The organism is Aminobacter sp. AP02, assembly GCF_003148805.1.
Classification (GTDB): Bacteria; Pseudomonadota; Alphaproteobacteria; order Rhizobiales; family Rhizobiaceae; genus Aminobacter.
On the sequence record NZ_QGGX01000027.1, the window covers coordinates 24,333 to 47,861 of the forward strand.

The 23,529-nt window shown below is 60.1% G+C and carries 21 protein-coding genes, 1 tRNA gene and 3 pseudogenes; 14 read left to right on the top strand and 11 right to left on the bottom strand.

The features are described from left to right. Positions 1-3: 3 nt before the first annotated feature. The 9 genes and pseudogenes from C8K44_RS24390 (at position 4) to C8K44_RS24425 (ending at position 7,976) form a co-directional block, all read left to right on the top strand. Positions 4-1,026 (top strand): glucokinase, encoded by a 1,023-nt coding sequence (locus C8K44_RS24390; RefSeq protein WP_109578375.1) that lies wholly within the window; start codon positions 4-6, stop codon positions 1,024-1,026. A 104-nt stretch (positions 1,027-1,130) separates the two neighbouring features. Further along, on the top strand, positions 1,131-1,940 hold the full coding sequence (gene dapB / locus C8K44_RS24395) for a 4-hydroxy-tetrahydrodipicolinate reductase (RefSeq protein WP_109578376.1): 810 nt from the start codon (positions 1,131-1,133) through the stop codon (positions 1,938-1,940). A gap of 44 nt (positions 1,941-1,984) precedes the next feature. Further along, on the top strand, positions 1,985-2,602 hold the full coding sequence (locus tag C8K44_RS24400) for a 2,3-bisphosphoglycerate-dependent phosphoglycerate mutase (RefSeq protein ID WP_109578377.1): 618 nt from the start codon (positions 1,985-1,987) through the stop codon (positions 2,600-2,602). 180 nt (positions 2,603-2,782) lie between these two features. Then, positions 2,783-2,867: transfer RNA gene (locus tag C8K44_RS24405), tRNA-Leu, on the top strand. Between the two features lie 266 nt (positions 2,868-3,133). Continuing rightward, on the top strand, positions 3,134-4,159 hold the full coding sequence (locus C8K44_RS24410) for a glycosyltransferase family 2 protein (RefSeq protein WP_109578378.1): 1,026 nt from the start codon (positions 3,134-3,136) through the stop codon (positions 4,157-4,159). Next, positions 4,152-4,853, top strand: coding sequence for a class I SAM-dependent methyltransferase (locus tag C8K44_RS24415; RefSeq protein ID WP_109578379.1), 702 nt, complete (start codon positions 4,152-4,154; stop codon positions 4,851-4,853). The genes C8K44_RS24410 and C8K44_RS24415 overlap by 8 nt, the downstream gene beginning before the upstream one ends. Next, positions 4,843-5,154: pseudogene (locus C8K44_RS28010) on the top strand (GtrA family protein); the annotation flags it as partial. The gene C8K44_RS24415 and the pseudogene C8K44_RS28010, both read left to right, overlap by 11 nt. A gap of 105 nt (positions 5,155-5,259) precedes the next feature. Beyond that, positions 5,260-6,762: a hypothetical protein gene (locus C8K44_RS24420; protein WP_245417614.1), complete on the top strand. Its 1,503-nt coding sequence runs from the start codon at positions 5,260-5,262 to the stop codon at positions 6,760-6,762. A 179-nt stretch (positions 6,763-6,941) separates the two neighbouring features. Then, complete coding sequence (locus tag C8K44_RS24425) at positions 6,942-7,976, top strand: glycosyltransferase domain-containing protein (RefSeq protein ID WP_109578381.1); 1,035 nt, start codon at positions 6,942-6,944, stop codon at positions 7,974-7,976. Between the two features lie 51 nt (positions 7,977-8,027). Here C8K44_RS24425 and C8K44_RS24430 read toward each other — a convergent pair whose 3' ends face one another. Beyond that, entirely contained in the window at positions 8,028-8,402 is a 375-nt protein-coding gene (locus C8K44_RS24430; protein WP_245417610.1) for a hypothetical protein, read from the bottom strand. Positions 8,403-8,596: 194 nt separating this feature from the next. After that, a complete protein-coding gene (locus tag C8K44_RS24435; RefSeq protein ID WP_245417611.1) occupies positions 8,597-8,851 on the bottom strand; it encodes a hypothetical protein in 255 nt (84 codons plus the stop codon). Positions 8,852-9,092: 241 nt separating this feature from the next. Here C8K44_RS24435 and C8K44_RS24440 point away from each other — a divergent pair, with 241 nt between their 5' ends. Then, positions 9,093-9,452 (top strand): septal ring lytic transglycosylase RlpA family protein, encoded by a 360-nt coding sequence (locus C8K44_RS24440; protein ID WP_109578382.1) that lies wholly within the window; start codon positions 9,093-9,095, stop codon positions 9,450-9,452. A gap of 12 nt (positions 9,453-9,464) precedes the next feature. Here C8K44_RS24440 and C8K44_RS24445 read toward each other — a convergent pair whose 3' ends face one another. The 6 genes from C8K44_RS24445 to C8K44_RS24470 all read right to left on the bottom strand — a co-directional run bounded on the left by C8K44_RS24445 (position 9,465) and on the right by C8K44_RS24470 (position 15,304). Further along, positions 9,465-10,523: a D-alanine:D-lactate ligase-like protein gene (locus C8K44_RS24445; protein ID WP_109578383.1), complete on the bottom strand. Its 1,059-nt coding sequence runs from the start codon at positions 10,521-10,523 to the stop codon at positions 9,465-9,467. Between the two features lie 106 nt (positions 10,524-10,629). Next, on the bottom strand, positions 10,630-11,499 hold the full coding sequence (locus C8K44_RS24450; protein WP_109578384.1) for an SMP-30/gluconolactonase/LRE family protein: 870 nt from the start codon (positions 11,497-11,499) through the stop codon (positions 10,630-10,632). Between the two features lies 1 nt (position 11,500). Beyond that, positions 11,501-12,136, bottom strand: coding sequence for a 2-dehydro-3-deoxy-6-phosphogalactonate aldolase (locus C8K44_RS24455; RefSeq protein ID WP_109578385.1), 636 nt, complete (start codon positions 12,134-12,136; stop codon positions 11,501-11,503). Next, positions 12,133-13,080, bottom strand: coding sequence for a 2-dehydro-3-deoxygalactonokinase (locus tag C8K44_RS24460; protein ID WP_109578386.1), 948 nt, complete (start codon positions 13,078-13,080; stop codon positions 12,133-12,135). The genes C8K44_RS24455 and C8K44_RS24460 overlap by 4 nt, the downstream gene beginning before the upstream one ends. After that, positions 13,077-13,844, bottom strand: a complete 768-nt coding sequence (locus tag C8K44_RS24465) for an SDR family oxidoreductase (protein ID WP_109578393.1) — start codon at positions 13,842-13,844, stop codon at positions 13,077-13,079. Before C8K44_RS24465 ends, C8K44_RS24460 begins: the two co-directional genes overlap by 4 nt. A 116-nt stretch (positions 13,845-13,960) precedes the next feature. Next, complete coding sequence (locus C8K44_RS24470) at positions 13,961-15,304, bottom strand: EAL domain-containing protein (protein ID WP_109578387.1); 1,344 nt, start codon at positions 15,302-15,304, stop codon at positions 13,961-13,963. A 302-nt stretch (positions 15,305-15,606) separates the two neighbouring features. Here C8K44_RS24470 and gshB point away from each other — a divergent pair, with 302 nt between their 5' ends. Next, positions 15,607-16,548 carry a glutathione synthase gene (gene gshB, locus C8K44_RS24475; RefSeq protein ID WP_109578388.1) on the top strand — a complete coding sequence of 314 codons (942 nt, stop codon included), beginning with the start codon at positions 15,607-15,609 and terminating at the stop codon, positions 16,546-16,548. A gap of 6 nt (positions 16,549-16,554) precedes the next feature. On the opposite strand, the gene cml is transcribed toward gshB, so the two are convergent. From cml to C8K44_RS28265, 3 genes and pseudogenes are all read right to left on the bottom strand, one after another. Then, on the bottom strand, positions 16,555-17,772 hold the full coding sequence (gene cml / locus C8K44_RS24480) for a CmlA/FloR family chloramphenicol efflux MFS transporter (RefSeq protein WP_109578389.1): 1,218 nt from the start codon (positions 17,770-17,772) through the stop codon (positions 16,555-16,557). Positions 17,773-18,038: 266 nt separating this feature from the next. Then, positions 18,039-18,347 carry a diguanylate cyclase gene (locus C8K44_RS28015; protein ID WP_245417612.1) on the bottom strand — a complete coding sequence of 103 codons (309 nt, stop codon included), beginning with the start codon at positions 18,345-18,347 and terminating at the stop codon, positions 18,039-18,041. An 89-nt stretch (positions 18,348-18,436) separates the two neighbouring features. Beyond that, positions 18,437-19,117, bottom strand: a pseudogene (locus tag C8K44_RS28265) (diguanylate cyclase); the annotation flags it as partial. A gap of 269 nt (positions 19,118-19,386) precedes the next feature. On the opposite strand from C8K44_RS28265, the pseudogene C8K44_RS24490 reads away from it, so the two are divergent. From C8K44_RS24490 to C8K44_RS27370, 3 genes and pseudogenes are all read left to right on the top strand, one after another. Continuing rightward, positions 19,387-19,617: pseudogene (locus C8K44_RS24490) on the top strand (magnesium chelatase domain-containing protein); the annotation flags it as partial. A gap of 609 nt (positions 19,618-20,226) precedes the next feature. Further along, positions 20,227-22,305, top strand: a complete 2,079-nt coding sequence (locus C8K44_RS24495) for a hypothetical protein (protein WP_146203998.1) — start codon at positions 20,227-20,229, stop codon at positions 22,303-22,305. Further along, positions 22,299-23,486 carry a hypothetical protein gene (locus C8K44_RS27370; RefSeq protein ID WP_146203999.1) on the top strand — a complete coding sequence of 396 codons (1,188 nt, stop codon included), beginning with the start codon at positions 22,299-22,301 and terminating at the stop codon, positions 23,484-23,486. The genes C8K44_RS24495 and C8K44_RS27370 overlap by 7 nt, the downstream gene beginning before the upstream one ends. Positions 23,487-23,529 lie beyond the last annotated feature (43 nt).

Genomic DNA, 23,529 nt, shown 5'->3' on the forward strand with positions numbered 1-23,529 from the left:
GGCATGTCACATCTCAGCGATCAACCGCAGGCTCTCCCCTTCCCGATCCTGATCGGCGATATCGGCGGCACCAATGCGCGCTTTGCCATCGTCGAGAGCGCCGACAAGGACGCCGGCGAGCCGCGCATCGTGCAGACCGCCAGCTATGCCACGATCGACGACGCCATTCTCGCAGTCCTCGACGGCGCACCGGTCAAGCCGCGCTCGGCGGTGCTGGCCGTCGCCGGCCCGGTCGAGGGCGAGGAGATCGCGCTCACCAATTGTCCTTGGGTTGTCCGTCCCCGGCAGATGTTTTCGACGCTCGGGCTCACCGACATCCTCGTCCTCAACGATTTCGAGGCCCAGGCGCTGGCCGTCGTAGCCCTTGGCGACGAACACATGGAAAAGATCGGCGGCGGCGAGCCTGAAGAAGGTGCTGGCCGCGTGGTGCTTGGCCCCGGCACCGGCCTGGGCGTCGCAGGGCTGATCCATGCGCTCGGCCGCTGGATTCCGGTGCCCGGCGAAGGCGGTCACATGGATCTCGGCCCGCGCAGCGAGCGTGATTTCGAAGTCTTTCCGCATCTCGAAAAGCTCGACGGCCGCATCTCGGGCGAGCAGATCCTGTGCGGGCGCGGCCTGGTCAACACCTATCGCGCCGTCGCCGCGGCCGACGGCAAGACACCTGCCCTCACCCAGCCGGCGGAAGTCACTGCCGCCGCCCTCGCGGGCAGCGATGCCATCGCGCAAGAGGCGCTTTCGATCTTTGTCACCTGCCTTGGCCGCACCGCTGGCGACCTCGCGCTGGTGTTCAAGAGCAAGGGTGGCGTCTTCTTGACCGGCGGCATCGCCCAGAAGATCGTGCCGGCGCTGAAACAGGGCAATTTCCGCGAAGCCTTCGAAGACAAGGCGCCGCATCGCGAGCTGTTGGCCTCGATGCCTGTCTATGTCATCACCCACCCGCTGGCGGCCCTTGCCGGGCTTGCCGCCTATGCACGCAAGCCGGAACTGTTTGGCGTCGAAACTGGCGACCGGCGCTGGCGCCTGTAGCCTTCCAAAAGGCGGTTCCCCCATCGCACGTCATGCTTTATGAGGGGCGCAGTTTTCGCGCAGCGGCAGGGCTGCCTGTTTGACCGCGCCGCAAGGAGCTGACAATGAGCGACATGGGTCTTGTTGTGGTGGGTGCCGCCGGGCGGATGGGACAGGTGCTGTTGCGCACGGTCCACGCCATGGAGGGCGTACGGGTCGTCGGCGCCATCGAGCGCACCGGCTCGCCCCATCTCGGCAAGGACGCCGGCGAACTGACCGGCATCGGCATCATCAATGTCGAAATCACCGATGATCCGCTTGCCGCTTTCGCCAAGGCCGACGGCGTGCTCGATTTCACTGTCCCGGCGGCAACCGTCGAGTTCGCGGGCTACGCCGCCCAGGCGCGCATCGCCCATGTCATTGGCACCACCGGGTGCTCGGCCGACGACGACGCCAGGATTGCCGCCGCCGCGCGCCACGCAACCATCGTCAAGTCGGGTAACATGAGCCTCGGCGTCAATTTGCTCGCGGTGCTCGTCGAAAAGGCCGCCCAGGCGCTCGGTCCCGATGATTTCGACATCGAGATCCTCGAAATGCACCACCGCCACAAGGTCGATGCGCCCTCGGGTACGGCACTGCTTCTCGGTGAAGCTGCCGCACACGGGCGCAAGATCGCGTTGGCCGAGAAGAGCGTGCGTGTCCGCGACGGCCACACAGGCGTGCGCGAGACCGGTACGATCGGATTTGCCACGCTGCGTGGCGGCTCGGTCGTCGGCGACCATTCCGTCATCCTCGCCGGCACCGGCGAACGTATCACCATGTCGCATCAGGCCGAAGATCGCAGCATCTTTGCCCGGGGCGCCGTCAAGGCGGCCTTGTGGGCGCATGGCCGCAAGCCCGGCCTCTACTCGATGCGCGACGTGCTCGGGCTCTGACAAACCGAAACCAGCCTCATCTTCTCAATCCCTAGGGAGCAAAAATGTCCGGAACTCTCGTGCTCGTCCGTCACGGCCAGAGCGAATGGAACCTCAAGAACCTGTTCACCGGCTGGCGCGACGTCGACCTGACCGAACAGGGCACCGCCGAAGCCAAGGCCGCCGGCCAGAAGCTCAAGGCGCGCGGACTGAAGTTCGACATCGCCTTCACCTCGGCGCTGATGCGCGCGCAAAAGACCTGCCAGTACATCCTCGATGCTACCGGCCAGAGTGACCTGAAGACTATCCGCAACCAGGCGCTCAACGAACGCGATTATGGCGACCTCAATGGCCTCAACAAGGACGATGCCCGCGCCAAATGGGGCGAGGAGCAGGTCCATATCTGGCGCCGTTCCTACGACACCCCGCCGCCCGGCGGCGAGAGCCTCAAGGACACCGGCGCGCGCGTGTGGCCCTACTACATGCACGACATGCAGCCGCACGTGCTGCGCGGCGGCACGGTGCTGGTCGCAGCGCACGGCAATTCGCTGCGCGCGCTGATCATGGCGCTTGAAGGCATTTCAGGCCCAGACATCGTCAAGCTCGAACTCGGAACCGGCGTTCCGATCGTCTACAAGCTCAACGCTGATTCGACCGTCGCTTCCAAGGAAGTGCTGGCGTAAGCCGATAGGGGAGCTGCGGATTTGCAGCTCCCTACCCTTCGCCGTCCTCGATATGCCACCTTCCCCTGCGTCATGCGGCATGCTTGAATGCGACAATTCCGACCAGTCGCGCCATTCGTCGGCAAAAGCTGAAAAAGCGCGTTGACACAGTCGCTTCGCCCGCTTACATCACCGCCACCAGCCCAGATGGCGGAATTGGTAGACGCGCACGGTTCAGGTCCGTGTGCCGCGAGGCGTGGAGGTTCGAGTCCTCTTCTGGGCACCAGTTTCCTTTTTCAGACAGCCTTTAGCTGTCGAGAAATTACAAAAAAGCCCGGTTCGCCGGGCTTTTTTGTTGCCCGAAATTTACCCGCCCCACGGGGCGTTGAAAGCAGTTAGCAGTTTATCGGTACGAATAACTTCACCGAGTCTCCAGTCGACTTTCCAAGGTCAGTATTGAATCCTGCTGCCTCGAGTAGGCCGGTTTTCATTATTTGTTTTGTTACTATTTGAACCTACGGTTGTACCATGCAGGCTGGGGCAATGGTGGCGATGGGCGCAGGAAATCTGTCTGGTAGGCGTCAGGTCGCTCTCTCTGTTGTCGTTCCTTGCTACAATGAGATCGACAGCATTGACGAGCTTTACAAGCGTGTCTCCGATGCCTGCCAGAAGCAGGTTGGAAGCGCCTATGAAATTGTTTTGGTCAATGACGGTTCAACCGACGCAACCCGAAACGCAATCGTCGAGATGGCGGCGAATGATCCTCACGTGGTCGGCGTGGACCTTGCGCGTAACTATGGCCACCAGATCGCGCTCAGCGCCGGCCTGGAATTCTGCGTCGGCAACCGCATCCTCATTCTCGATGCCGATCTTCAGGATCCGCCAGAACTTCTGGCTGCACTGATGGCGAAAATGGATGAGGGGTTCGACGTCGTCTACGGCCAACGCCAGGGGCGCGAGGGTGAAAGCTGGTTCAAGCTCGCCACCGCGTCGCTCTTCTACCGCCTTCTGCGCAAGATGGTAGAAATCGATATAGCCGCCGACGCGGGCGATTTCCGCCTCATGAACCGGCGTGCGCTGGATCATCTGAATGCGATGCCCGAACGTTATCGTTTCATCCGCGGCATGGTGAGCTGGATTGGCCTGAGACAGACGGCGTTCTCGTACCAGCGTCAGCGCCGCTTTGCGGGCGCCACCCATTATCCACTGCGCAAGATGGTCATGCTTGCGGTCGACGCCATGACAAGTTTTTCGGTCGCCCCGCTGCGCTTCGCTTCGCACCTTGGCATGGCGTTCGGCGTGCTTGGCCTGATGGCGCTCGGCTATACCATCTTTTCGTGGGCGGCCGGCAGTGTATTGCCGGGATGGACCAGCCTGGCGGCGATCATCCTCATCCTTGGCAGCGTCCAGCTGCTCGTCCTTGGTATCTTCGGTGAATATCTCGGCCGGATGTACATGGAGGCGAAACGTCGGCCACTCTACATCGTCAACGAGATCATTTCAGGCGAGATGCCCAAGGGGCAGAACCTGGACATTCGTGACTTGCAATCGCGTTTGAAGGAGGCCATGCGTGCTTGAAGCAGAGTTCGACCAATTCGCTGCCGAATATCAGCAACAACACGCAGCGAGCATTCGACTCAGTGGTGAAAAGCCTGACTTCTTTGCCAGATACAAGATTCGGGACATCGCCGAGGCGCTTGATGGGAAAGGCGTAAAGCCGCGACGGATACTCGACTTTGGAGCCGGCGTTGGCAATTCGCTTGGGCCTATGCGCGAATCCTTCCCTGACAGTCAGATCGCCTTGCTCGACCCGTCCATGCAATCGCTGGAAATTGCCGAGAAACGGTTTCCCGGTCAGGCTCGATTCCAACATTTCGACGGCGTGACAATTCCCTTCGACAATGGCCATTTCGATGTCGCATTCGCTGCATGCGTCTTCCACCACATCCCAGAAGAGCTCCATGTCGATCTGCTGAAGGAAATCGACCGCGTACTCGCCGTCGGTGGCAGCTTCTTTCTGTTCGAGCACAACCCGTTGAACCCACTTACCTTGCACGCGGTTCGAAATTGTCCGTTCGACGAGAACGCGGTGCTCATCCGTGCCAGCGTGTTGCGGCAGCGAATGGCCGAAGCCGGCTTCGACAAAGCCCGGATTGTCTATCGAATTTTCTTCCCTCGCATCGTCGCCAGAATGCGCCCCCTCGAGCGCTTCATGACGAGATTTCCGCTCGGAGCGCAATATTTTGTCCACGCGATCAAGGTTGCTGCTTGAGCTTCCCCGGATCCTGCGATTTGGAGCCGTCGGGCTGCTCAACACGGCTCTTGGCTATGCCGTCATACTGGGGGCCCTGCAGTTCGGTTACGGCGATGTTGTGTCGAATGCGACCGGCTTCGCTGCCGGCCTGGTCTTGAGCTTTGTCCTGAACCGCAACTGGACGTTCAACCGCGCCACTGGCTATCGCAGCGGCACCATCCAAAGGTACATTCTGACCTTCGTGGTCGCCTACAGCGTCAACTTGGCGATTGTCCTGGCTGCCCGGGCTGCGGGCCTGATCGACAATCCGTTTACCCATCTTGCCGGCATCGCGGCCTATTCGCTCACCTTCTATCTCGGGGCGAGCCGCTTCGTATTTGTTCCGAGCCGACGACTGACACGGGTCAGTGCGCCTTCGATCAATATGCTTGCCACCCAGTGCTGGCCGGAACTGCTTGTCTTGCTCGGCATCCTGGTGGCCTATTTGCTGCTCAACGACATTGCGGTGTCGCATGACGTAACTTGGCAGATGTGGATCGCGCGTCAGTTGCTGGGCGGTGCCACACTTTATCGCGACATCCTGGAGCTCAATCCGCCGCTATGGTTCTGGATGGCGCTTCCCGTCGAGTCGATGGCTCAGAAATTTGGCATTCCCTCCGTGCAAGCGATGATTGCCGCTGTTTTTTTGCTGGCTACCATTGCCCTTGCGCTGCTGTCGGCCCTCCTCGCCGAAAGGACCGCCCGTGAGCGCGGATTGCTGCTTGTCGCGGCTTTCGTGGCGACAATCATTGTTCCGCTGCCTGACTTCGCGCAGCGCGAGCATCTTGCCCTCATTTGTGCTCTTCCATATGTCGCGCTGATTGCCAGGCGGGCCGATAGCCTGCCGACGAATTGGAAGATTGCCGCAGCGGCCGCGCTTATCGCTGGAGCCGGCTTGGCGCTGAAGCACTATTTCGTCCTCGTCCCGATGGTCCTGGAGATCTGGTTGCTCTTGAAGCAGCGCCGCAACTGGACGCCGCTGCGAGCAGAGCTGATCGTCTTGTCATCCATTGGCGCACTGTATGCGGTAGCGGTTGTGGTCTTCGCTCCCGATTTTCTCGGAACGATGGTTCCCATGGTCAATCTCGCTTATGCGGGATACGAGACCACGTTTGTCGACCAGTTTGCACGGCCATATCTTGCCCTGTGGGCTCTGTGCGCCTTTGCCCTGTGGAAGCAGCGGTCCGAGGCAACTTCATTGACTGTTGCTGCGGCATTGGCGGCACTGGCGTTTAGTTTGGCGTATTTCGCCCAACAAAAGGGCTGGCGATACCATTCGATTCCAGCAACATCGCTGGCCCTGTTTGCGACGGCCACGCTTTGGCATCGCTTGCGATGGAAAAGCACGACGCTGCCGGCTGGTGTCGCGATGGCCGCAGCTGTGTTTGTGCCCATCTATGCAAGCCTCGTCCATGGGCCTCATCAGAACCTGGTGGAGAAGGAGGTCAACGACCTGCTGAGCGACAGCAAACCTGGAAAGACCGTCGTCATGCTGACGGCCAATCCCTCCAGTATCTGGCCGATGGTCGAAGATGCCGGCCTAAAGTGGCCGTCTCGTCATTTCACCTTCTGGATGGTTCATACCATTTTCGCGTATCAAAACGAGCACGGGCAACTCTCTTCGGAACTCGAGCGTCTGGCACAAGACGTCCGTCAGCAAACGGTCGAAGATTTTACCTGCAACCCGCCTGAGATGATCCTCGTCGACGATTTCCGTTACTCGAGGTCGCCGGGATTCGACATTGTCGATTTCTTCAGTGAAAACGCCGAGTTCAGGCAGCTTTTTGCTCACTACGATTTGGTCAGGCAGGTCGATGCCTACGCGTCCTACAAGAAATCTGACGCCTGGGTGCCGACAGCTTCGTCACACTGCAGAACCATCCATTGAACGCGACAATGCTTGAATCTTTCATCTGACGCCTCATTCGAGGCCCGATAGCTTTGCGAGCAACGTCTTGCGGCCTCGCCAAACTGCCAGCACACTACCCCATTGAACTGGCCATCCTGCTTCATAGCGGCACGCGTCGTCTACGTTGTGGCAAGGCCGTCGAAAGACAAGGTGTTTGAATGAAATGCTGTGTCTATACTGTATTGCTTGGCGGATATGAGGATATCAACGAGCAACCCGTCGCCTGTCGTTCTCAGCTGCCGTTCGTCTGTCTGACTGATGATGCCACGTTGCAAAGTGCGAGCTGGGATTGCCGTCTAGTAGAGCCGGTGTTTCCCCAGGACCCGATACGCAGCCAGCGCGACCTGAAGATTCGCCCGCATATGTACCTGCCGGATTATGATTGCTCGATCTACATCGACAATTCGGTGGTGTTGAAGGAACCGCCCGAACGCCTGCTCGAGCTGTTTGAGCCCGAGACGGGCTTCCTTGTTCCGCCTCACTCTTTCCGGGAAACCGTTTTGGACGAGTTCCTCGAGGTTGCGCGGCTGGGCTTCGACGATTCGACGCGCATTTTCGAGCAGCTGAATCACTATACGCTAAGCTGTCCCGAAGTGCTGACTGAGCGGCCGTGGTGGTCGGCCATCCTGGTTCGAGATCATCGCTCGGCGCGGGTTCGCTCGATGCTGGAAATCTGGGCTTCCCACGTCATGCGCTACTCGCGCCGCGACCAGCTTTCGATCAACGTGGCGTTCAAGGCAGCCAATCTTCAGCCGACTGCGCTGCCCATCGACAATTTGCTGTCCGATCTGCACGTCTGGCCGCAGGTGGTGGGCCGTGATCGAGAAAAGGGCGCACGCAATATCACTGTCAGCCTGATGCCCGTCGGCGCTCGCATTCGGCATCTGGAACAAAAGCAAGCCGAGTTGCTTTCGGCGCACGAGCAAGAAAGCCGCGCCCTGCGAACTGAGAACGCGCGGCTTTCTGCTGCATTCGAATTTGAACACGCTGCCGTCAACGCCGCTCGCTCCGCCGAGGCGACTGCGTTGCATCAGGAAATAGCGCGGCTTCACGCAAAGGCCGAAGCGCGTCGAACGAAGAACCGGTTGCGCCGGTGGCGCGACAAGGTCATTCGCCTGTTCCACCCGGGTCGCGGTCGCGCCCCGGCGGCCGACATCGATCGGCGGGCCGGGACATCTGACCTCACGGCATAAAATTCCGGCTCCCTCCAGCGTGTCGGGAGCCGGATTCAGGTTCACGCTGCATCATGCCTCAAGATTGCGGTTGCGATCCTGCCAGAGCTCCAGGATGGCCAGTGCCGCCACTGCGATGCCGAGGCCGATGTGCCAGCTGCGCAGCGCGCCGCCATATTGGAAGAAAAATGGCGAGATGATCATCCAGGCGCCGCACAGCAGCGACAGGAACTCCTCCCAGCGCCTCAAGAAGACCTGCTCGAGGCCGGCGAGCACCACGACGGCCGCACCCACAAGTGCTGTGACCGCCACCATTTTGGGCATGCCGGCATTGCCGAGCAGCATCGGCGAGGCAATGATCGCGACGCCGAGGATCATCGACGCGATGTCCTCCCAGCGCCGGTGTTGCATCAGGCCCGAGGGGGCCATTTTCTCAAGCGTTGCCATGGCAAAAATCCTCTTCGGATACGTTCGAGTTAAGCTCGAGCGCCCGTGAGGACTATGTGTACGTGCCTGTTGAACTCCTCAGTCGGGCGTTCTTCGCACTGGCAGCATTATCTCAAGAAAACGCAATAAGTTCAATGACGACGAAGGGCGACACGGCGGCGCGCCGGTGAGGCAAGGGAGCCTTGCAGCGTGCGTCATCCGCGTCTGGTTTGCCGCAACCACCACAGGGCGACGCAACCGCCGAGCGCGGTGACGATTCCGATCCAGAACCATTCCGTGCGTCCGGTCATGAAGCTGCCGCCGAGCCAGCCGGCGCCTTGCAACATCCAGACAGCCCCGACGATGATTGCGACACCGGCGACGATTTTGGCAATTCTGTTCATGCGCACCTCGCCTTCGCTGATTATGTTCATAACGTCGTTTGAATGCGTATATTTCCACAGCACCACGGAGTATTCCTAGCAAGCTTATCCGATGTGGCGATTCGCCTGACCTGTCGATCAGCTGAGCGACAAATCAAGAAGTATGAAAATATTCCTTCGACTGGAGTCTCGGCAGTCTAACAGACTGTTACCATGAGACTCCAAACGTGTGCGCCTGCCATGGAACCGCCAGACGGTTGCCCCATTCGCCGCCACATTTAGGTTGAAACCGCTCCGTGTGTACAATCAACGGAGCATTAACCAAAAGATGAAGAGCGCCAAGCCCGCGATCGCGGCGGCCACACTCGCCGCCAGCATGATGTTTCTAGCTTCCACCGGTACAGCCTCGGCACAATGCGGCAGGGCATCCTGGTACGCGCTGACCTCGAAGACCGCTTCGGGCGAGCGCATGAATCCATCGGCCATGACCGCAGCGCATCGTTCGCTTCCTTTTGGCACCAAGCTCAGGGTGACCAACCAGAAGAACGGCAAGAGCGTCATCGTTCGTATCAACGACCGCGGCCCGTTCATCAAGGGACGCGTGCTCGACCTGTCGAAGGGTGCCGCCCAGCAGATCGGCTTTGTCCAGTCGGGACATACGTCCGTGTGCATGGAACGCCAGAGCTGACGCGGAAGCAGATTACCGGAGCAGACGGCGCGCCGCCGTCTCGGCCATCGCGTCAGCGAGGCCAAGCCGCCACTCGGTCCGGCAATAGTCGCGGAAATCGAAGCAGGGCAGGCCGGGGCAGACCTCGAATTCGATGAGGTACACGGTGTCGTCTGCCTCGACGCGGAAGTCGAGCGAGAAGACATCACGCAGGCCGAGCCCTGTGGTCAACCTGGCCGCGATCTGCCTGATCTTTTCCGCTGCTCGCGGCTGGAGAGACCCCACAGCGACCAGTTCCGGCTCTGCATAACGTCCTTCGGCCCTCGCTGCCGAGCCGGTTTCGCCATACAGCGCCATGCTGTCGGCCATGGTCTGGAAATCACCCCCTGAATCGACGAAGACGATCCCAAGCGCTTGCGGTCCGGCATCGATGTCGACCGCCAGGAAACTTGCCCGCACGTTGCGGCCCGCCACGTAGGGCTGCACGATGACGTCGTCGCGATAGGCGTCGAACACGCGTCGGCCGAGCACAAGTGCTTCGTTCGCCACACTGCAGCGCGAATCCTTCCAGATGCCGATCTTGGCGCCGAGACGGTTCGGCTTGACGAAATAGCCCGATGATGACGCAGGTGGCTCGACCAGCCACCTTCCGCCGCGCGCCAGCCCGGCCAATGGCACCGGCAGGCCGAGGGCAGCGAGAACCGCACCGGCGCGGAACTTGTCCTGGCATAGCGCAAACAACGAGTCGTCTGCGCCGATGGTGGCGAGCCCGTTGAGTCGGGCGAGGGCAGGGGCTGCACCGCCACGAAAATAGGCGATGCCGTCAGTCAGCGTCCAGACAAGCGTCGTCTTGCGGTCGCATGCCGCCATGGCCACCGCAGCGTCGTCCAGTTCGACGGCACGGAAGTCCAGGCCGCGTCGCGCGCAGGCGTCGGCAAGTGCACCGAACTCGGGCGCCAGATCGGTCGACTGCGCCAGATAGGATGAAATCTCGGTCGCTGCCTTTTGGGAAAAACCGTCTGCCAACAGCCGGTCGCGGCAGGCGCGCTCCGGTTCGTGGACAAGGATAAGCGTCGGTCTTTGTCCGGTCATCGGGCGATTGTCCTGCTGCTGTTGCGCGAGCCGACAATCGCATCCACCTGGGCTTGGGCTTGCCGGGAAACCGACCTGTTGGCATCGCCCAGGCGACAGCGTTACCTCAGATCAGCACATTCGGCTCGTGCCGCCCATTGACCGCGATGTCGAGCAGGAACGTCTTGCCGGCATGCGGATCGGCGCTGCGCGCGGCTTCGTCCATTCCCTCCCACGCAGACGTCACTGCCAGCCGGTCGGCGCCGGCACCCACGAAGGCAGGGCATGACGCCTGCTGTGCCGGCACCGGCACCGAGCGCAGTACCCTGCCGTCGGGTGCATATGCATCGATCCTGCTGCCGCCCCAGCTGGCGTTCCACAACACGCCATCGCGGTCTACCACCGAGCCGTCGATGCCGCCCTTGTCGCCACGGCGGTCGACAAACAGTTTCGGCTCGCCGAGCGGCAGGCCGGTGTCTGGGTCGCAGTCGAGGCGATAGAGCAGGTTGGTCGCCGTATCGCTGTAATAGGCGGTCTTGCCGTCGGCGCTGAAGCAGATCGAGTTGGGGATGCTGATCGCCGGGAAGAGCAGCCTGAGTTCGCCGCGTAAATACCAGTAGATGGCGCCGGCTCCGGCCTCGGCTTTCTTGCCCATGGTGCCGAACCACAAGGCACCGCAGGGATGGACCCGGGCATCGTTCGAACGCGTCGCAGGGTTGGATGCCTCGACCGACATATGCGGCGTCAGCTTGCCGGTCGCGGCATCGCGGATATGCAGGCCGGTTTCGGTCAAAAGCAACTGGCGTTCGCCGTCGATCGTGGCGAGAGCGCTTGCCCGTTCGCTGAACTGGTGCACCTTGGTCGCGCCACCCGCCAGCTTCTTTTCCAGCATGCGGTTCGCCAGTATGTCGAACCAGAAGAGCGTGTCGGTGGCGGGATCGTAGGTCGGCCCTTCGCCGAGCTCACAGGCCTCGTCGGACAGGATCACGGCAGCCATCTCACGCTCCCTTGCCGAGGGCGTCCCAGCCGGCCACTGCGGCCCGCGCATGCGCGCCGACATCGGCAGCGCTCATGCCGGGCTTGTAGAGGCTGGAGCCGAGCCCAAACAGCTGCACGCCGACCTTGGCATAGGCCGCGAAGTCGACCTCCGACACACCGCCGACGACGCCGACCTGCGTCTCCTTGGGCAGCACGGCGCGGATCGCTGAAATGCCGCCGGTGCCAAGCACGCTTGCCGGGAAGAACTTCAGCGCCGATGCGCCAAGCCGCAGCGCCAGAAACGCGTCGGTGGGCGTGAACACACCGGGCATCGTCACCATCTGGTGCACGCCCGCGCGGCCCATCACCTCGGCATCGATATTGGGGCTGACCAGAAGCCGCCCGCCGGCATCGTTGAGCCGGTCGACATCCTTGCCCCACACCACTGTGCCGCCGCCGACGAGAGCCTGCGGCAGCGCCTTGGCCAACAACTCGATCGAGCGGAACGGATCAGGAGAGTTGAGCGGCACCTCGATCGCCTCGATGCCAGCTTCGAAGACGGCATTGCCGACGTCGAGCGCTTCTTCCGGCTTCAGTCCGCGCAGGATTGCGACCAGTCCGCGATTGAGCCTGGGGAAGGGTGCTGTCTGGCTCATCGGGCTTCTCCATCAGTCAACATCTTGTTGCGGCGCGCCGCCGCCACCAGTCCTGCCAGCACCGCCTGGTCGGCGTCGGCGATCTTCACCGCGATGCCGTCAAGCGCCATGGCTTCGGCGTAAAGCGCGCCCAACGACCCCGACACGACGAGGACCACGGGCGCACCACGCCGGCCAAAACGCCGCGTCGCCGAGGCGATCTCGGCACCTATCAACAGGCCCGACAGCGCTGCCGCCGCATCGTCCGGGCCCAGTCCGTTCAACAGGCCTGCAGCGCGGATGCCAAACAGCCTGGCGGCGATGTCGCCGTCGAACAGCGCCTCTTGGCACCAGTCGCGAAACACCTGATTGTCGGGAGCAACCGCAGCCGGCTTTTCACCGATAGAATGCCGCAGGATCGAATGCCCGGACAGCACCGAAAACATCTCGCCGGTCGGCCAGGTTCCGAAGCCCGAAATCGCGCCACCCTCGGCGATGACCCATTTCGAATGCGTGCCGGGCATGCATACGACGTGGCTGCCCGATCCGATCAGGCTGGCCACGCCGGCAAGCTGGGTCTCTTCGCCGCGCATCACGTCGGGCGTGCGCGCACTGCGCTGGGCAAGGCCTGGCACGATGCGGATGTCGCGGCCGGCACTGGGGACGCGCACCGCCGCGCCCAGAATATCGGCCAGCGAGGCAGGTACATCGACATAAGGCGCTTCGATCCAGCCCTGACGGGCGCCAGCCATGCCGCAAACGATCGCCGGTAAAGCGGCGGGGGCGCCCATTTCCTGGAGATGGCGGTCGAGCACGACGGCAAAACCCTTGTGCTGGGCTATCAGCAAGCCTTCGTCGCTTCGGCGTTCGTCAACCACTGAGCCAGAGGCGTCGAGCAACCACACGCGCAGCCGCGTCGTGCCCCAGTCGACGGCGGCGATAGCTGCCTTGGATGTTGCGCTCACAAGATTCCTCCATCGACGATCAGCGTTTGCGCCGTCAGCATTTTCGACGCGTCGGATGCCAGGAAAAGCACCGTGCCCACCATGTCTTCCGGCAACATCATGTCGGGAATGCACTGCCTGGAGATGTGTTCGTTGAGCGACGACTCGGTCACCCACAGCTCGCGCTGGCGTTCGGTGATCACCCAGCCGGGAGCCACCGCGTTGACCCTGATCCTGTCTGGGCCATAGCGCCCGGCAAGCCCTTTGGTCAGCCCGACGATGGCGGCCTTTGCCGCGGTATAGGCCGGCATCGTGCCGATGTTCAGCATGTAGGAGGTCGAGGTGAAATTGATGATCGAGCCGCCGCCGGCGGCCGCCATGCCAGGTGCTACGGCCTGGATCGTGAAAAAATGCGGCCGGATGTTCACCGCCTGGTTGGCATCCCAGCTCTCGGGCGTAACGTCCGCGACCTCGTGGCGGGCATCGTTGGCGGCATTGTTGACCAGCACCGTCACCGGTCCGTGCGCCTCGACTGCCGCAGCCACCGCGCTGCGCAGCTCGTCGATGTCGCTGAGGTCGGCGTGCAGGAAGAGCGGCCTGTTGCCGGTCGCCATATCCACGCGGTCGCAAAGTGCCCGGCTCGGTTTTTCCGCGATGTCGATGAAGGCGACCTTGGCGCCTTGGTGGGCAAAACCTTCGGTCAGTGCGCCGCCGATACCGGAGCCGCCCCCGGTTATGAGCACCGAGCGGCCTTCGAGGTCAGGAAATCGCGCCGATGGCATCATGATCACTCCCCGCATCATGCCCGCATTCGACGCTGCGGAGCATGCCTCCGTATTAGTGCGGGCAAGGGAAAAGGGGAACCGGATTTCGTGCCTGTCGGCTTCGATTCCGAACCGGCTCAGATCGCCCGCGCATAGGCCGCGCCGCGATATGATTCGCGCAGATAGCCAAGCGTCGCATCGGCGTCCGCTGGACGACCAAAAAGGTAACCTTGTCCGCCGGCACAGCCGAATTGCACCAGGCGCTCAGCCTGTGCTTCAAGCTCGATGCCTTCGGCAACGACATCCATGCCGAGACCTTCGCACATCGCCAAGATGGCACGAATGATATGCTCGGAAGGGCGGTCTTCGAGGATCGAGGCGACAAAGGCGCGGTCGATCTTGAGCTTGTCGAAGCGGAACTCGCGCAAGCGTCCGAGCGACGACTGGCCGGTGCCGAAATCGTCGAGCGAAACGCGAATGCCGACACGCCGGAGGTCCTCGACGATCTTTGCAGCCGAGACGGGGTCGGTCATCAAGCCGGTTTCGGTGATTTCGATCTCGAGCCGACGCGGATCGAAGCCGGTGCGTTCGAGGATCGACAGGATGTGCAGGCCGGTGTTCTGGTCGACCAGCTGCGAGGGTGACAGATTGAAGGACAAGAACATGTCCTTGGGCCAGCTGCGCGCGGCTTCCGCCGCCTTGCGCAGGACCAGCTGCGACAGCGGGCCGATGATGCCGCGCTCTTCGGCGATGGGAATGAAGACAGCCGGCGATACAAAACCGAGGTCGCGGTCTGTCCAGCGGGCGAGTGCTTCGAAGCCGATCGTGCGGCGGGTGTTGAGGTCGACGATCGGCTGAAAATGCGGGGCCACTTCGCCGGCGGCAACTGCGCGGCGCAGCGCCTGCTCGATCCGGGTGACGCGCTTTGCCGCTTCTTCCATCTCGCGGGTGTAGACGACGACACGACCTCGGCCCGAACGCTTGGCATGGTAGAGAGCGGTCTCGGCCTTGCGCACCAAGGTTTCCGTGTTGTCGTCGGCCGAGTGGAACAAGGAGCAGCCGACCGAGGCAGACAAGCGCGCGGTGCGCTCGCCGACATCGTAGGGTGCCGACAGGATTTCAATGAGCATGCGTGCCTTTTCTGCGGCGGCATCCTCGGAGAACACCAGCGGGTAGAGGAAGGCGAATTCGTCGGCGCCGATGCGCGCCACGGCCGAATGGCCCTCGCAGGCGGCCCGCAGGCGCATCGCCACCTGGATCAGGATGTCGTCGCCGGCGCGATGGCCGAACAGGTCGTTGATCGGCTTGAAGCCATCGAGATCGAGAATGCCAACTGTGAAGGGCGCCGGGTCCTCGGCACGGTCGCCGATCAGCCGCTCGACCTTGTCGAAGAAGCGGCGCTGGTTGCCGAGCCCGGTCAACGCGTCGGTGAAGGCCAGATCCGACGTGTCCCTGTCCGAATGGCTGACGCCGAATGACATGCTTGGTCTCTGTTCTGCTTTAACTTTGAATCGTTGCAGGACCCTGCCAGCAAAGCGTTTAGGAATTGTTTTCAATTTGCCTGCCTGTCCGGATTTCGACACCGCGTCGAAACCGGTTTCACGTAGATCCGTTTTGCACTGCCCGCCAATGCTGTCCGGCTCGCTTTGGAGCGCATGGCAACGCTGCGCCGCCGCCCGCCATTGCATAAGGCCGGCAAATCGCTACATCCTCGTCAATGAGGCGCGCAACCATTCACCGGTTGCCGCGCAAACACTGTCGACCAGCCGCGCCGGAGACCTCCATGCCGCTCAAGATCGCCGTCCAGATGGACCACATCTCAACCGTCTCCATCGCCGGCGACACCTCGTTTGCGCTGTCGCTTGAAGCACAGCGGCGCGGGCACGAACTGTTTCACTATACGCCCGACCGGCTGTCGCTGCGCGACGGCAAGGTGTTCGCCCGCATCGAAAAGCTCGAGGTGCGCGACATCAAGGGCGACCATTTCACCCTCGGTGAGCCGGTCCGCACCGATCTCTCCGAAATGGACGTGATCCTGCTGCGCCAGGACCCGCCCTTCGACATGAACTACATCACCACCACCCACATCCTCGAGCGTATCCATCCCAAGACGCTTGTGGTCAACGATCCGGCCTGGGTGCGCAACAGCCCTGAAAAGATCTTTGTCACCGAGTTCGGCGACCTGATGCCGGAAACGCTGATCACCAAGGATCCGCAGGAGGTTGCCGCCTTCCGCAAGGAGTTCGGCGACATCATCGTCAAGCCGCTTTACGGCAATGGTGGTGCTGGCATTTTCCATCTGCATGAAGCCGACCGCAACCTCTCCTCGCTGCTTGAAATGTTCGGCCAGATGTTCCGCGAGCCCTACATCGTCCAGCGCTACCTCAAGGACGTGCGCAAGGGCGACAAGCGCATCATCCTGATCGATGGCGAGCCGGTCGGGGCGATCAATCGCGTGCCGGCGGAACACGATGCCCGATCCAACATGCATGCCGGTGGCCGCGCCGAAAAAACCGAGCTGACCGAACGCGAGCGCGAAATTTGCGCCCGCATCGGCCCGTCGCTGCGCGAGCGCGGTTTCATCCTCGTCGGCATCGACGTCATCGGCGACTACATGACCGAGATCAACGTGACCTCGCCGACCGGCATCCGCGAGGTCAAGAAGTTCGGCGGCGCCGACATCGCCGCCCTGTTCTGGGATGCAGTGGAGAAGAAGCGGAGCTGACTTCGGTCAGTCCGCAACCATCTCTTGCATCTTGGGCTGCCGCATCTGCAGCAGCCTGAGGCCGCACAGCGTCACCACCGCCATGACCGCGCAGTAGCCGATGAGCGGCCAGGCCGTGTCGCCGCCGAGCATGACCACGGCAAGCGTGCCGACGGTGCCTACGATCAGGCTCTGGACGCAGAAGTAGAGCGCGACCGCGGTGCCCGCCGCGTCGCCGAATGCCTCAAGCGCACCATTTGCGGTTACCGATCCTGTGAAGACGATGCCGACGGCGATCACCCACATCGGCACGACGAAGCTCAGGAACGACGGCTCTGCGAACAGCTGCCCCACGGCCAGCAGCGCGGCGCCCAGGAGCAGCATTGCCATGCCCCTGGCAAGGCTGCCGGGGATGCCCCACCTTGCCACGAACCGCTTGGCAAAACGCGTGGGCGCGATCATCGCCAGCGCCGCAGTGGCGAAGGCGAGGCTGAAGCCGAACTGCGAGCAGCCGACCCCGTCGATGAGCACGCGCGGCGCTGTCGAAAAGAAGACGAAGAACGCGCCCATCGCCGCGCTGAAGCCCAGGGTGTAGACCCAGAACGCTGGGCTGTTCAGGATCAGCCGAAAAGCTGGGCGGTCCACGGCCAGCGATGGTCGGCGCGTCTCGTGCCATCTTGCCAGCGCATTCGCTGTCGCTGCCAATGCAAGGAGGCCGAGTGCCATGAAGATCGCGCGCCAGCCGAGGCTATCCGCAATCAATGCGCCGGCAATCGGCCCAAGTGCCGGCACACAGGCCAGCATCGCGCTGAACAGGCCGTAGATGACGGCACTTTCCGGTCGCTCGGCATAGACATCGCGAACCGTGGCAAATGTCGCCACGAGCGCTGCCGAGGCGCCCAATGCCTGCAGCACGCGCAGCGCGACAAATGCGGCGGCGGAGGATGTGCCGGCAAGCAGGAACGACGCCACCCCAAACAGCAGCGCGCCTGATATCAGCACCGGGCGCCTGCCGATCCTGTCGGAGATCGGGCCGAACACGACCTGCCCGAGCCCGAGAACGATCATGTACAGGCTCAACGTCAGCTGGATGACCACGGGCGTGGTGTCGAGGATGCCGGGCATTGCAGGAACGACCGGCAGATAGATGTCCATGGCCAGCGAGGCCAGGATGTCGAACGGTGCCATCAGCAGCAGCGCCGCTGGCAAGGAATAATTCCACGTTGGGGAGTTTGGATTGGGCATGACTAGGCATCCGCTCAAATGAGATTCATTTGGCGGCGATCTGCCACTCAGGGATCTACGGATATGGCTGGACAGACTGCCGCAACAACGTCTTGAGGTTGCTGCGGCTTACTTGTCCGAGGTCTTGGCTGTGCCCATGTTCGTCTCGCGGATAGCGCGTGCACTTTCGGAAATTCGCCAGTCCATTACCAGCCTGATTGGTCTGGAACAACCCGGGCTGGGATGAAGGCCGCACGCTTGCATGCCATCGCTGGCGTCCGTCGCCGTCAAGCGGCGCGATGGTTTTGCATGTCGCCGGCGTCGTCTGGCTTGAAAATCCGAAACGTGTTTCGCCCTGCGGCCTTGGCAGCATAGAGCGCGGTGTCGGCCTGGACGTGCAGGTCACAGAGGGTGTTCTGGGCGAACAGCGCGATGCCGACCGAGGCACCAAGCCTGAGCGAACTGCCACGGTGCTCGATGGGCCTGCCGAGCGTCTCGATGATATCGCGCGCAAGTTCGGAAACAGCGGCCAGGTCGAACTGCGCTCCCACCAGCACGGCAAACTCGTCGCCGCCGATGCGCGAGACGAGCTCCACACCAGCACAGGCTGATTCCAGTCGCCGGGCACGTGCCTGAGGCACTCGTCGCCCGTGACATGGCCGAACGTGTCGTTGATCTGCTTGAAGCCGTCGAGATCGACCAGAAGCAACGCGCCATGCGCGGACCGATCCGCGCAGCAGGCGGTCAGCTCCGCCAGCTTCTTCTGGAACTGGCTACGGTTGGCGAGCCCGGTCATGACGTCGAATTCGGCGAGATAGCGCGTCTGGTCGGCCAGTATCTTCTCTTCGGTGATATCCTGCTTCATGCCGAAGATGCGCACCGCGATGCCATCCTCGCTTTCGACGCTGGCGGTGATGCGTATCCAGCGGCGATTGCCCTTCACCGTCACGATTTCGGCGTCCAGGCCGAATCCGGTGCGCTCCTCGATTCCCTTGCTGCGCCTGACATGCAGTTCGGCGGCCGACGCGGCCGTGTAGCACTTGACGATTTCCTCGCGGATGAGTGCGGATCCGCGCGGAAGATCGAAGATGTCGTAGACGACATCTGTCCAATGCAGTGACTGGTCGGCAAGGTTGCATTGCCATACGCCGATCCGGGCGGCGGCCGATGATCTTTCGAAGATTTTCTGACTATGCGCAAGCGAGGCCGCTTGGGCGCTGATGAGCGCAGCCTGTTCTTCCAACTGGGCCTTGAGTTTGGTGATCGTGACAGCTTCATGCCGCCGGCGAACGCCCGGACGCCCGATCTTTTGTTTGGACAGCCCCCGCTGCATGATGAAGCTCAGTCGCCTTCCTTGATGATGCATCCTACATTAGCGCACAAGCACTTAAGACTCTCTGTGTTGTGCCGTTGCGGCAGCCGCAATGCGAGACAAGGTTAATGGGGGGGTGTCTTTGCTGCTGGGTCGGATGTTCCCTTAATGTTCTTGCATCGAATTGCAATCTATGCTTGTCTTTTGTTGGGTCATCCACGACCTGATCGCGCGGGCGAAGGGTAGCGCCTGCATGGGGCCAAAATGCTGCACGTCCTTGGCGCATCCCAAGGGACATGTGGCGCCGAAGCGGAGGGGGCAGCATGGTTTCGCGCGTGCGCACTGTCGCGTTCCAGGGCATCGAGGCGGTTCCCGTCGACGTGCAGGTGATGGTGGCGCCTGGCAAGGTGGGCATGCATATCGTCGGCCTGCCCGACAAGGCAGTCGCCGAAAGCCGCGAGCGGGTGCAGGCGGCGCTCCACGCCTCGGGCCTGTCGATGCCGGCCAAGAAGGTCACCGTCAATCTCGCGCCCGCCGACCTGCCCAAGGAGGGAGACCTACTGCCATATTGATATCAGTATCCTGATCCTTAAGCAGCTGAAAAGACGACGAGATTCGATACTCGGGGATTGGATATCATTATCCTTTGGATGAATTCGGCTAGGCACGGCGTGGTTGTATAACGAGCCCAACGTGGCAGCCGCCTGAAAAGCGATTAGGTTGCGCTTGGCAGTTACAACAGCAACCTCTCTGACACCCAATCAATAATTGTCGAACTGGCGAACTTCGACTCCTACCGTTGCAGCTCAGCACTCAAATATTCTGGGACACGGCGCTCGTTGCTGCCGCGCTGGTTCACTACAGGACGTCGCATCCTAACTGGCAATTCCATCTCCCACTGGAATCTCAAAAAAGCCAGACGCTCATGTCTTGAGCGCTTAAAGACCAACTCCCAAAGCAACGACTGATTGCTATACTGACTCGAATCAGCTACAAGACACAACTACAAATAATTGTACATGAGGAGATTGATATTAAATAATAAAATTGTGATTTTTTGTTTTAATAATAATTAGAATTAAGGAGAGAAATTTATTTCTGACAAGAAATAGAATTTCCATTGAAAGACACAACTGACATTTTCGTAAAAAATACGGTTTGGTTTGGATAATAATCTGAAAAATATCGGGCGAGGTCGCGGCCCAAGAAATCCTCATAACGAAAACGGGCAAAATGTCCGTGATCTGAAAAGTGATTTTACCGACGAAGCGAGTGCGTCCCGCCCACGATTCTCATTTTGCATCACCGGACATCCCTTTTCATACCACCTAACAGCGCTCATGCCGTATTTTGGCGAAAAGTTTTGCCAGCGGTTTGAACGCGCTTGGAGGAATGCGGCCACCTTTCAGAGCGGACCGACCTCAAACAATTACTTCAAAGCGGCCCGCACGGCCTTTCTACTCATTGGCCGAAGAGGGGCGGCCGAACCCACGTCAGCGGAAGGCACAATTCTTCGAGGGTTTCGTGACGGGCCGAAATGGATTCCGAGCGACCAAGAGTGGGCAGCGATACTAGCTAATTTGGCAGGGGCAATACTTACCCTTAGCGACGACTCCTTCATAAGCAAGGGAAGCGCAGAGAGTCGGAACAAAAAGTTCGAGTCTCTCCGTTCTGCGCTTCGATGGCTCTCTGGCCAAGGTCTGATCCCGGAAATCGAGCTAGAAGGAAACCGACTTCGCGAAGAGTTCGGGGCAGCCTCAAAGTGTCTGGCGACGATCAAATTCGAAGCGGGGAGGTTCGATATCTCAGGCCTGAGCTTGCGTGAGGCGTCCAACAGGTTTTCTACCTGTAACAGGGAAATGCTTGACGAGCTGCGGAAACAGCTCTGGATCGAGCTTAAAGAGAACTTGGATCTCTATGAGCAGGGCCAAGTGCTCATGAGCGACCCCACCTTGCCAGATTTTCCCGAAGTCGAAAACCTACTCACTCTGTATTCGCGAGTAGGCCTCAGAAGCAAGAAACATCACGAGACCCTCGGGTTTTCCCGGCAGCAAGCGTTAGGATTAGCCCTGAAAATATTCAGGCATCGCTCAATCAAAGGAAACTCGACTTCACTGAAGGCAATCGAATTTGCGAGATCGATTATCGGAAACGATGAAGCGCAGCCCTATTATGAGGCGACCAACAAGAGTCTGAATGCAGCTTACCATATTATTCTGATCGACCTAGGTGCGAACTGCCAGCCTACCGATGATATCCCGTATGAATGCTACTCCGACAAACCTCGGAGAGGAAGGATAAGGGTCCGAAGCGTTCGCCTTAATAAGAACAGGAGCAACGGCAAAGCCGTTCCTGGTGTTCTTAAGGAAGACATTTCCGAGACAGAGCTATTCTTAGCGACGAAGAACTTACCAGACCGCCCGTCTGGCGTGGTGATTATAGAGATATGGAAAAAGCTCACTGCTTCCATGAGAAGTCGGACGGGACTGACAGCTGAGCGTCTGTGGGTTTGGCGCAATGCTGGCTGGTCTGAAGTCCGAACTTCACTGGTGTCCATGTCATCTGACCGATGGCCTGCCTTCCTCGCGCGACATGCGGAAAACGAGGTGTTTGGCGGACTCCAAATCACTCGGCAAAGCATTCGAACTGCCGTCCGTAACGCCAGAGGCGAAGCTGGACATCTTGATATCGCGGTAGAGCAAGCGCTTATGGGCCATTCCAGCGCGAAGACAACATTCGAGTATCTGAGCGAAGGAGCTACAAGATCGCTTCTCGAAAGCCAGATAAGGGATTTCATAGATGCTTGGGAGGCCGTGAGCGTTCGCGATATCGATTCTGCAGCACAACTGCTGGGAATCCCGTCAGCAGAGCTTTCCAATCGAGCACAACTTGGTATTGAAAACGGCTTAGCCATTTTAGCTAGTCGGGCAGAGGAGCGCACGAGCTCTGCCCCTCGCGATTCTTCTCCGGTTCTTTCGAAGGCTGCTCAAGAGTTTTCCATTTCGACTGTCTCCATGACAAACCTTGAATTGGCGCGTCGCGCACTCCGCCAACAATTCGAGATCATGGTGAACGTGAACCCTCAGCGGTTCGTCCGAAAATGGCTACCCTGGATGGCGATAGTAGAAGGTTACTGCGCACGCTTAGAGCAGAGCCGCTTCCGCCTTCAGTTCTCTAGAGTCTGCAAGGATGTAGACCAACACCTATACGAAGGCTCCTTAAGGATACCATTGCTATGGTAGTCAACTCACCACAACTATCTTCTCACTCTTGCTCGCAGCACGATGAAATCTTAGGAGCGCTTTCCAAACCACACTGGCTTGTCGAGGGTAGGCTGCTAGATAACCAGTGGAGTGTGCAAATCGGGGATGCTGAGAACGAACGCCCGCTGTTTGTGGATTTTGATCAGCCGATTACACCCTGGCCAGATGCAAAATCTCTCACCGATCCTGCTTTCGAGCTTGATCTAATCACGATCAAGCTCATTTTCGTCCTCGCACTAAAACCGAAGCCATTAGGGTGGATCACATCTAGAATATCTGTAGGCCCTAATATCGTAAACAACTACATAGATTTTATTCGTTGGCGCACCGACAGAGGTGTCTTGAACAACAAATCACTCAACGCCGCTTGGTTCAATGAGTATGATGCCTCGTTGAAGCGCTGTTCGCGCGAAGGTCTTTTGAATCTTACCAGTCGGGCGAAGTCCATCTTGCAGGCTGTCGGGAGAAAAGCGATCAAGCTGCCTGTTGATGTTAGGGGAGACATTTCCGGTGATGCGCTAGCCAAGTTGTTGGGGGTTGGAGGCGCTACATCTGTCACACCGGAGGCACGTCAATACATAGAAGTATATTTTAAAGAAAAGAGACTCCGTTACACTCGCAATTCACGAGAACGAGCGACACCGCTGCCGCTGGGCGGTGATGTCGTTACTACGGCTGCTTCACGACACTATAAGGTGTGGTACGATCTCTGGCGTTTACGCAGTTATCTTTCCCACGATCCTATCGGCTATCGAGCTTTCAAGACCCGTAGAGAGGTCTCTAGGCATTGTCGAAAATTCTTTCGCGATTCCGTTCGTACTGAGGATGCTCCGGCCTACCAGACAAGCTTCCTAATAAATGCATCTCTGAAACTTCTCTTGGACCCGATTGCCAAGAAGCTCGTCGATTTGGTCACATATGGGGTTGATGATGAAGGCTCGCTCAAGAACAAAGACCTTCTTCGCGAGTGCAATCAGCGACTTATCGCGCTAGGATTTTCAGCGTTATCGCAGACCTACCATCTTTATCGTGGGAGGAAGGTAGACGGAACGACGCTCCATCAAATGTTGTTCAGAATCTTGCCAATGGCGGCACGTGTCATAACTGCTGAACCGCCCCGGGTTTGCCGGAGGCTCCAACTTTTGAGAGATTGGAGCTGATATGAGCAAGACAACGAACAAATTCTCGCCTGAGGTCCGTGAC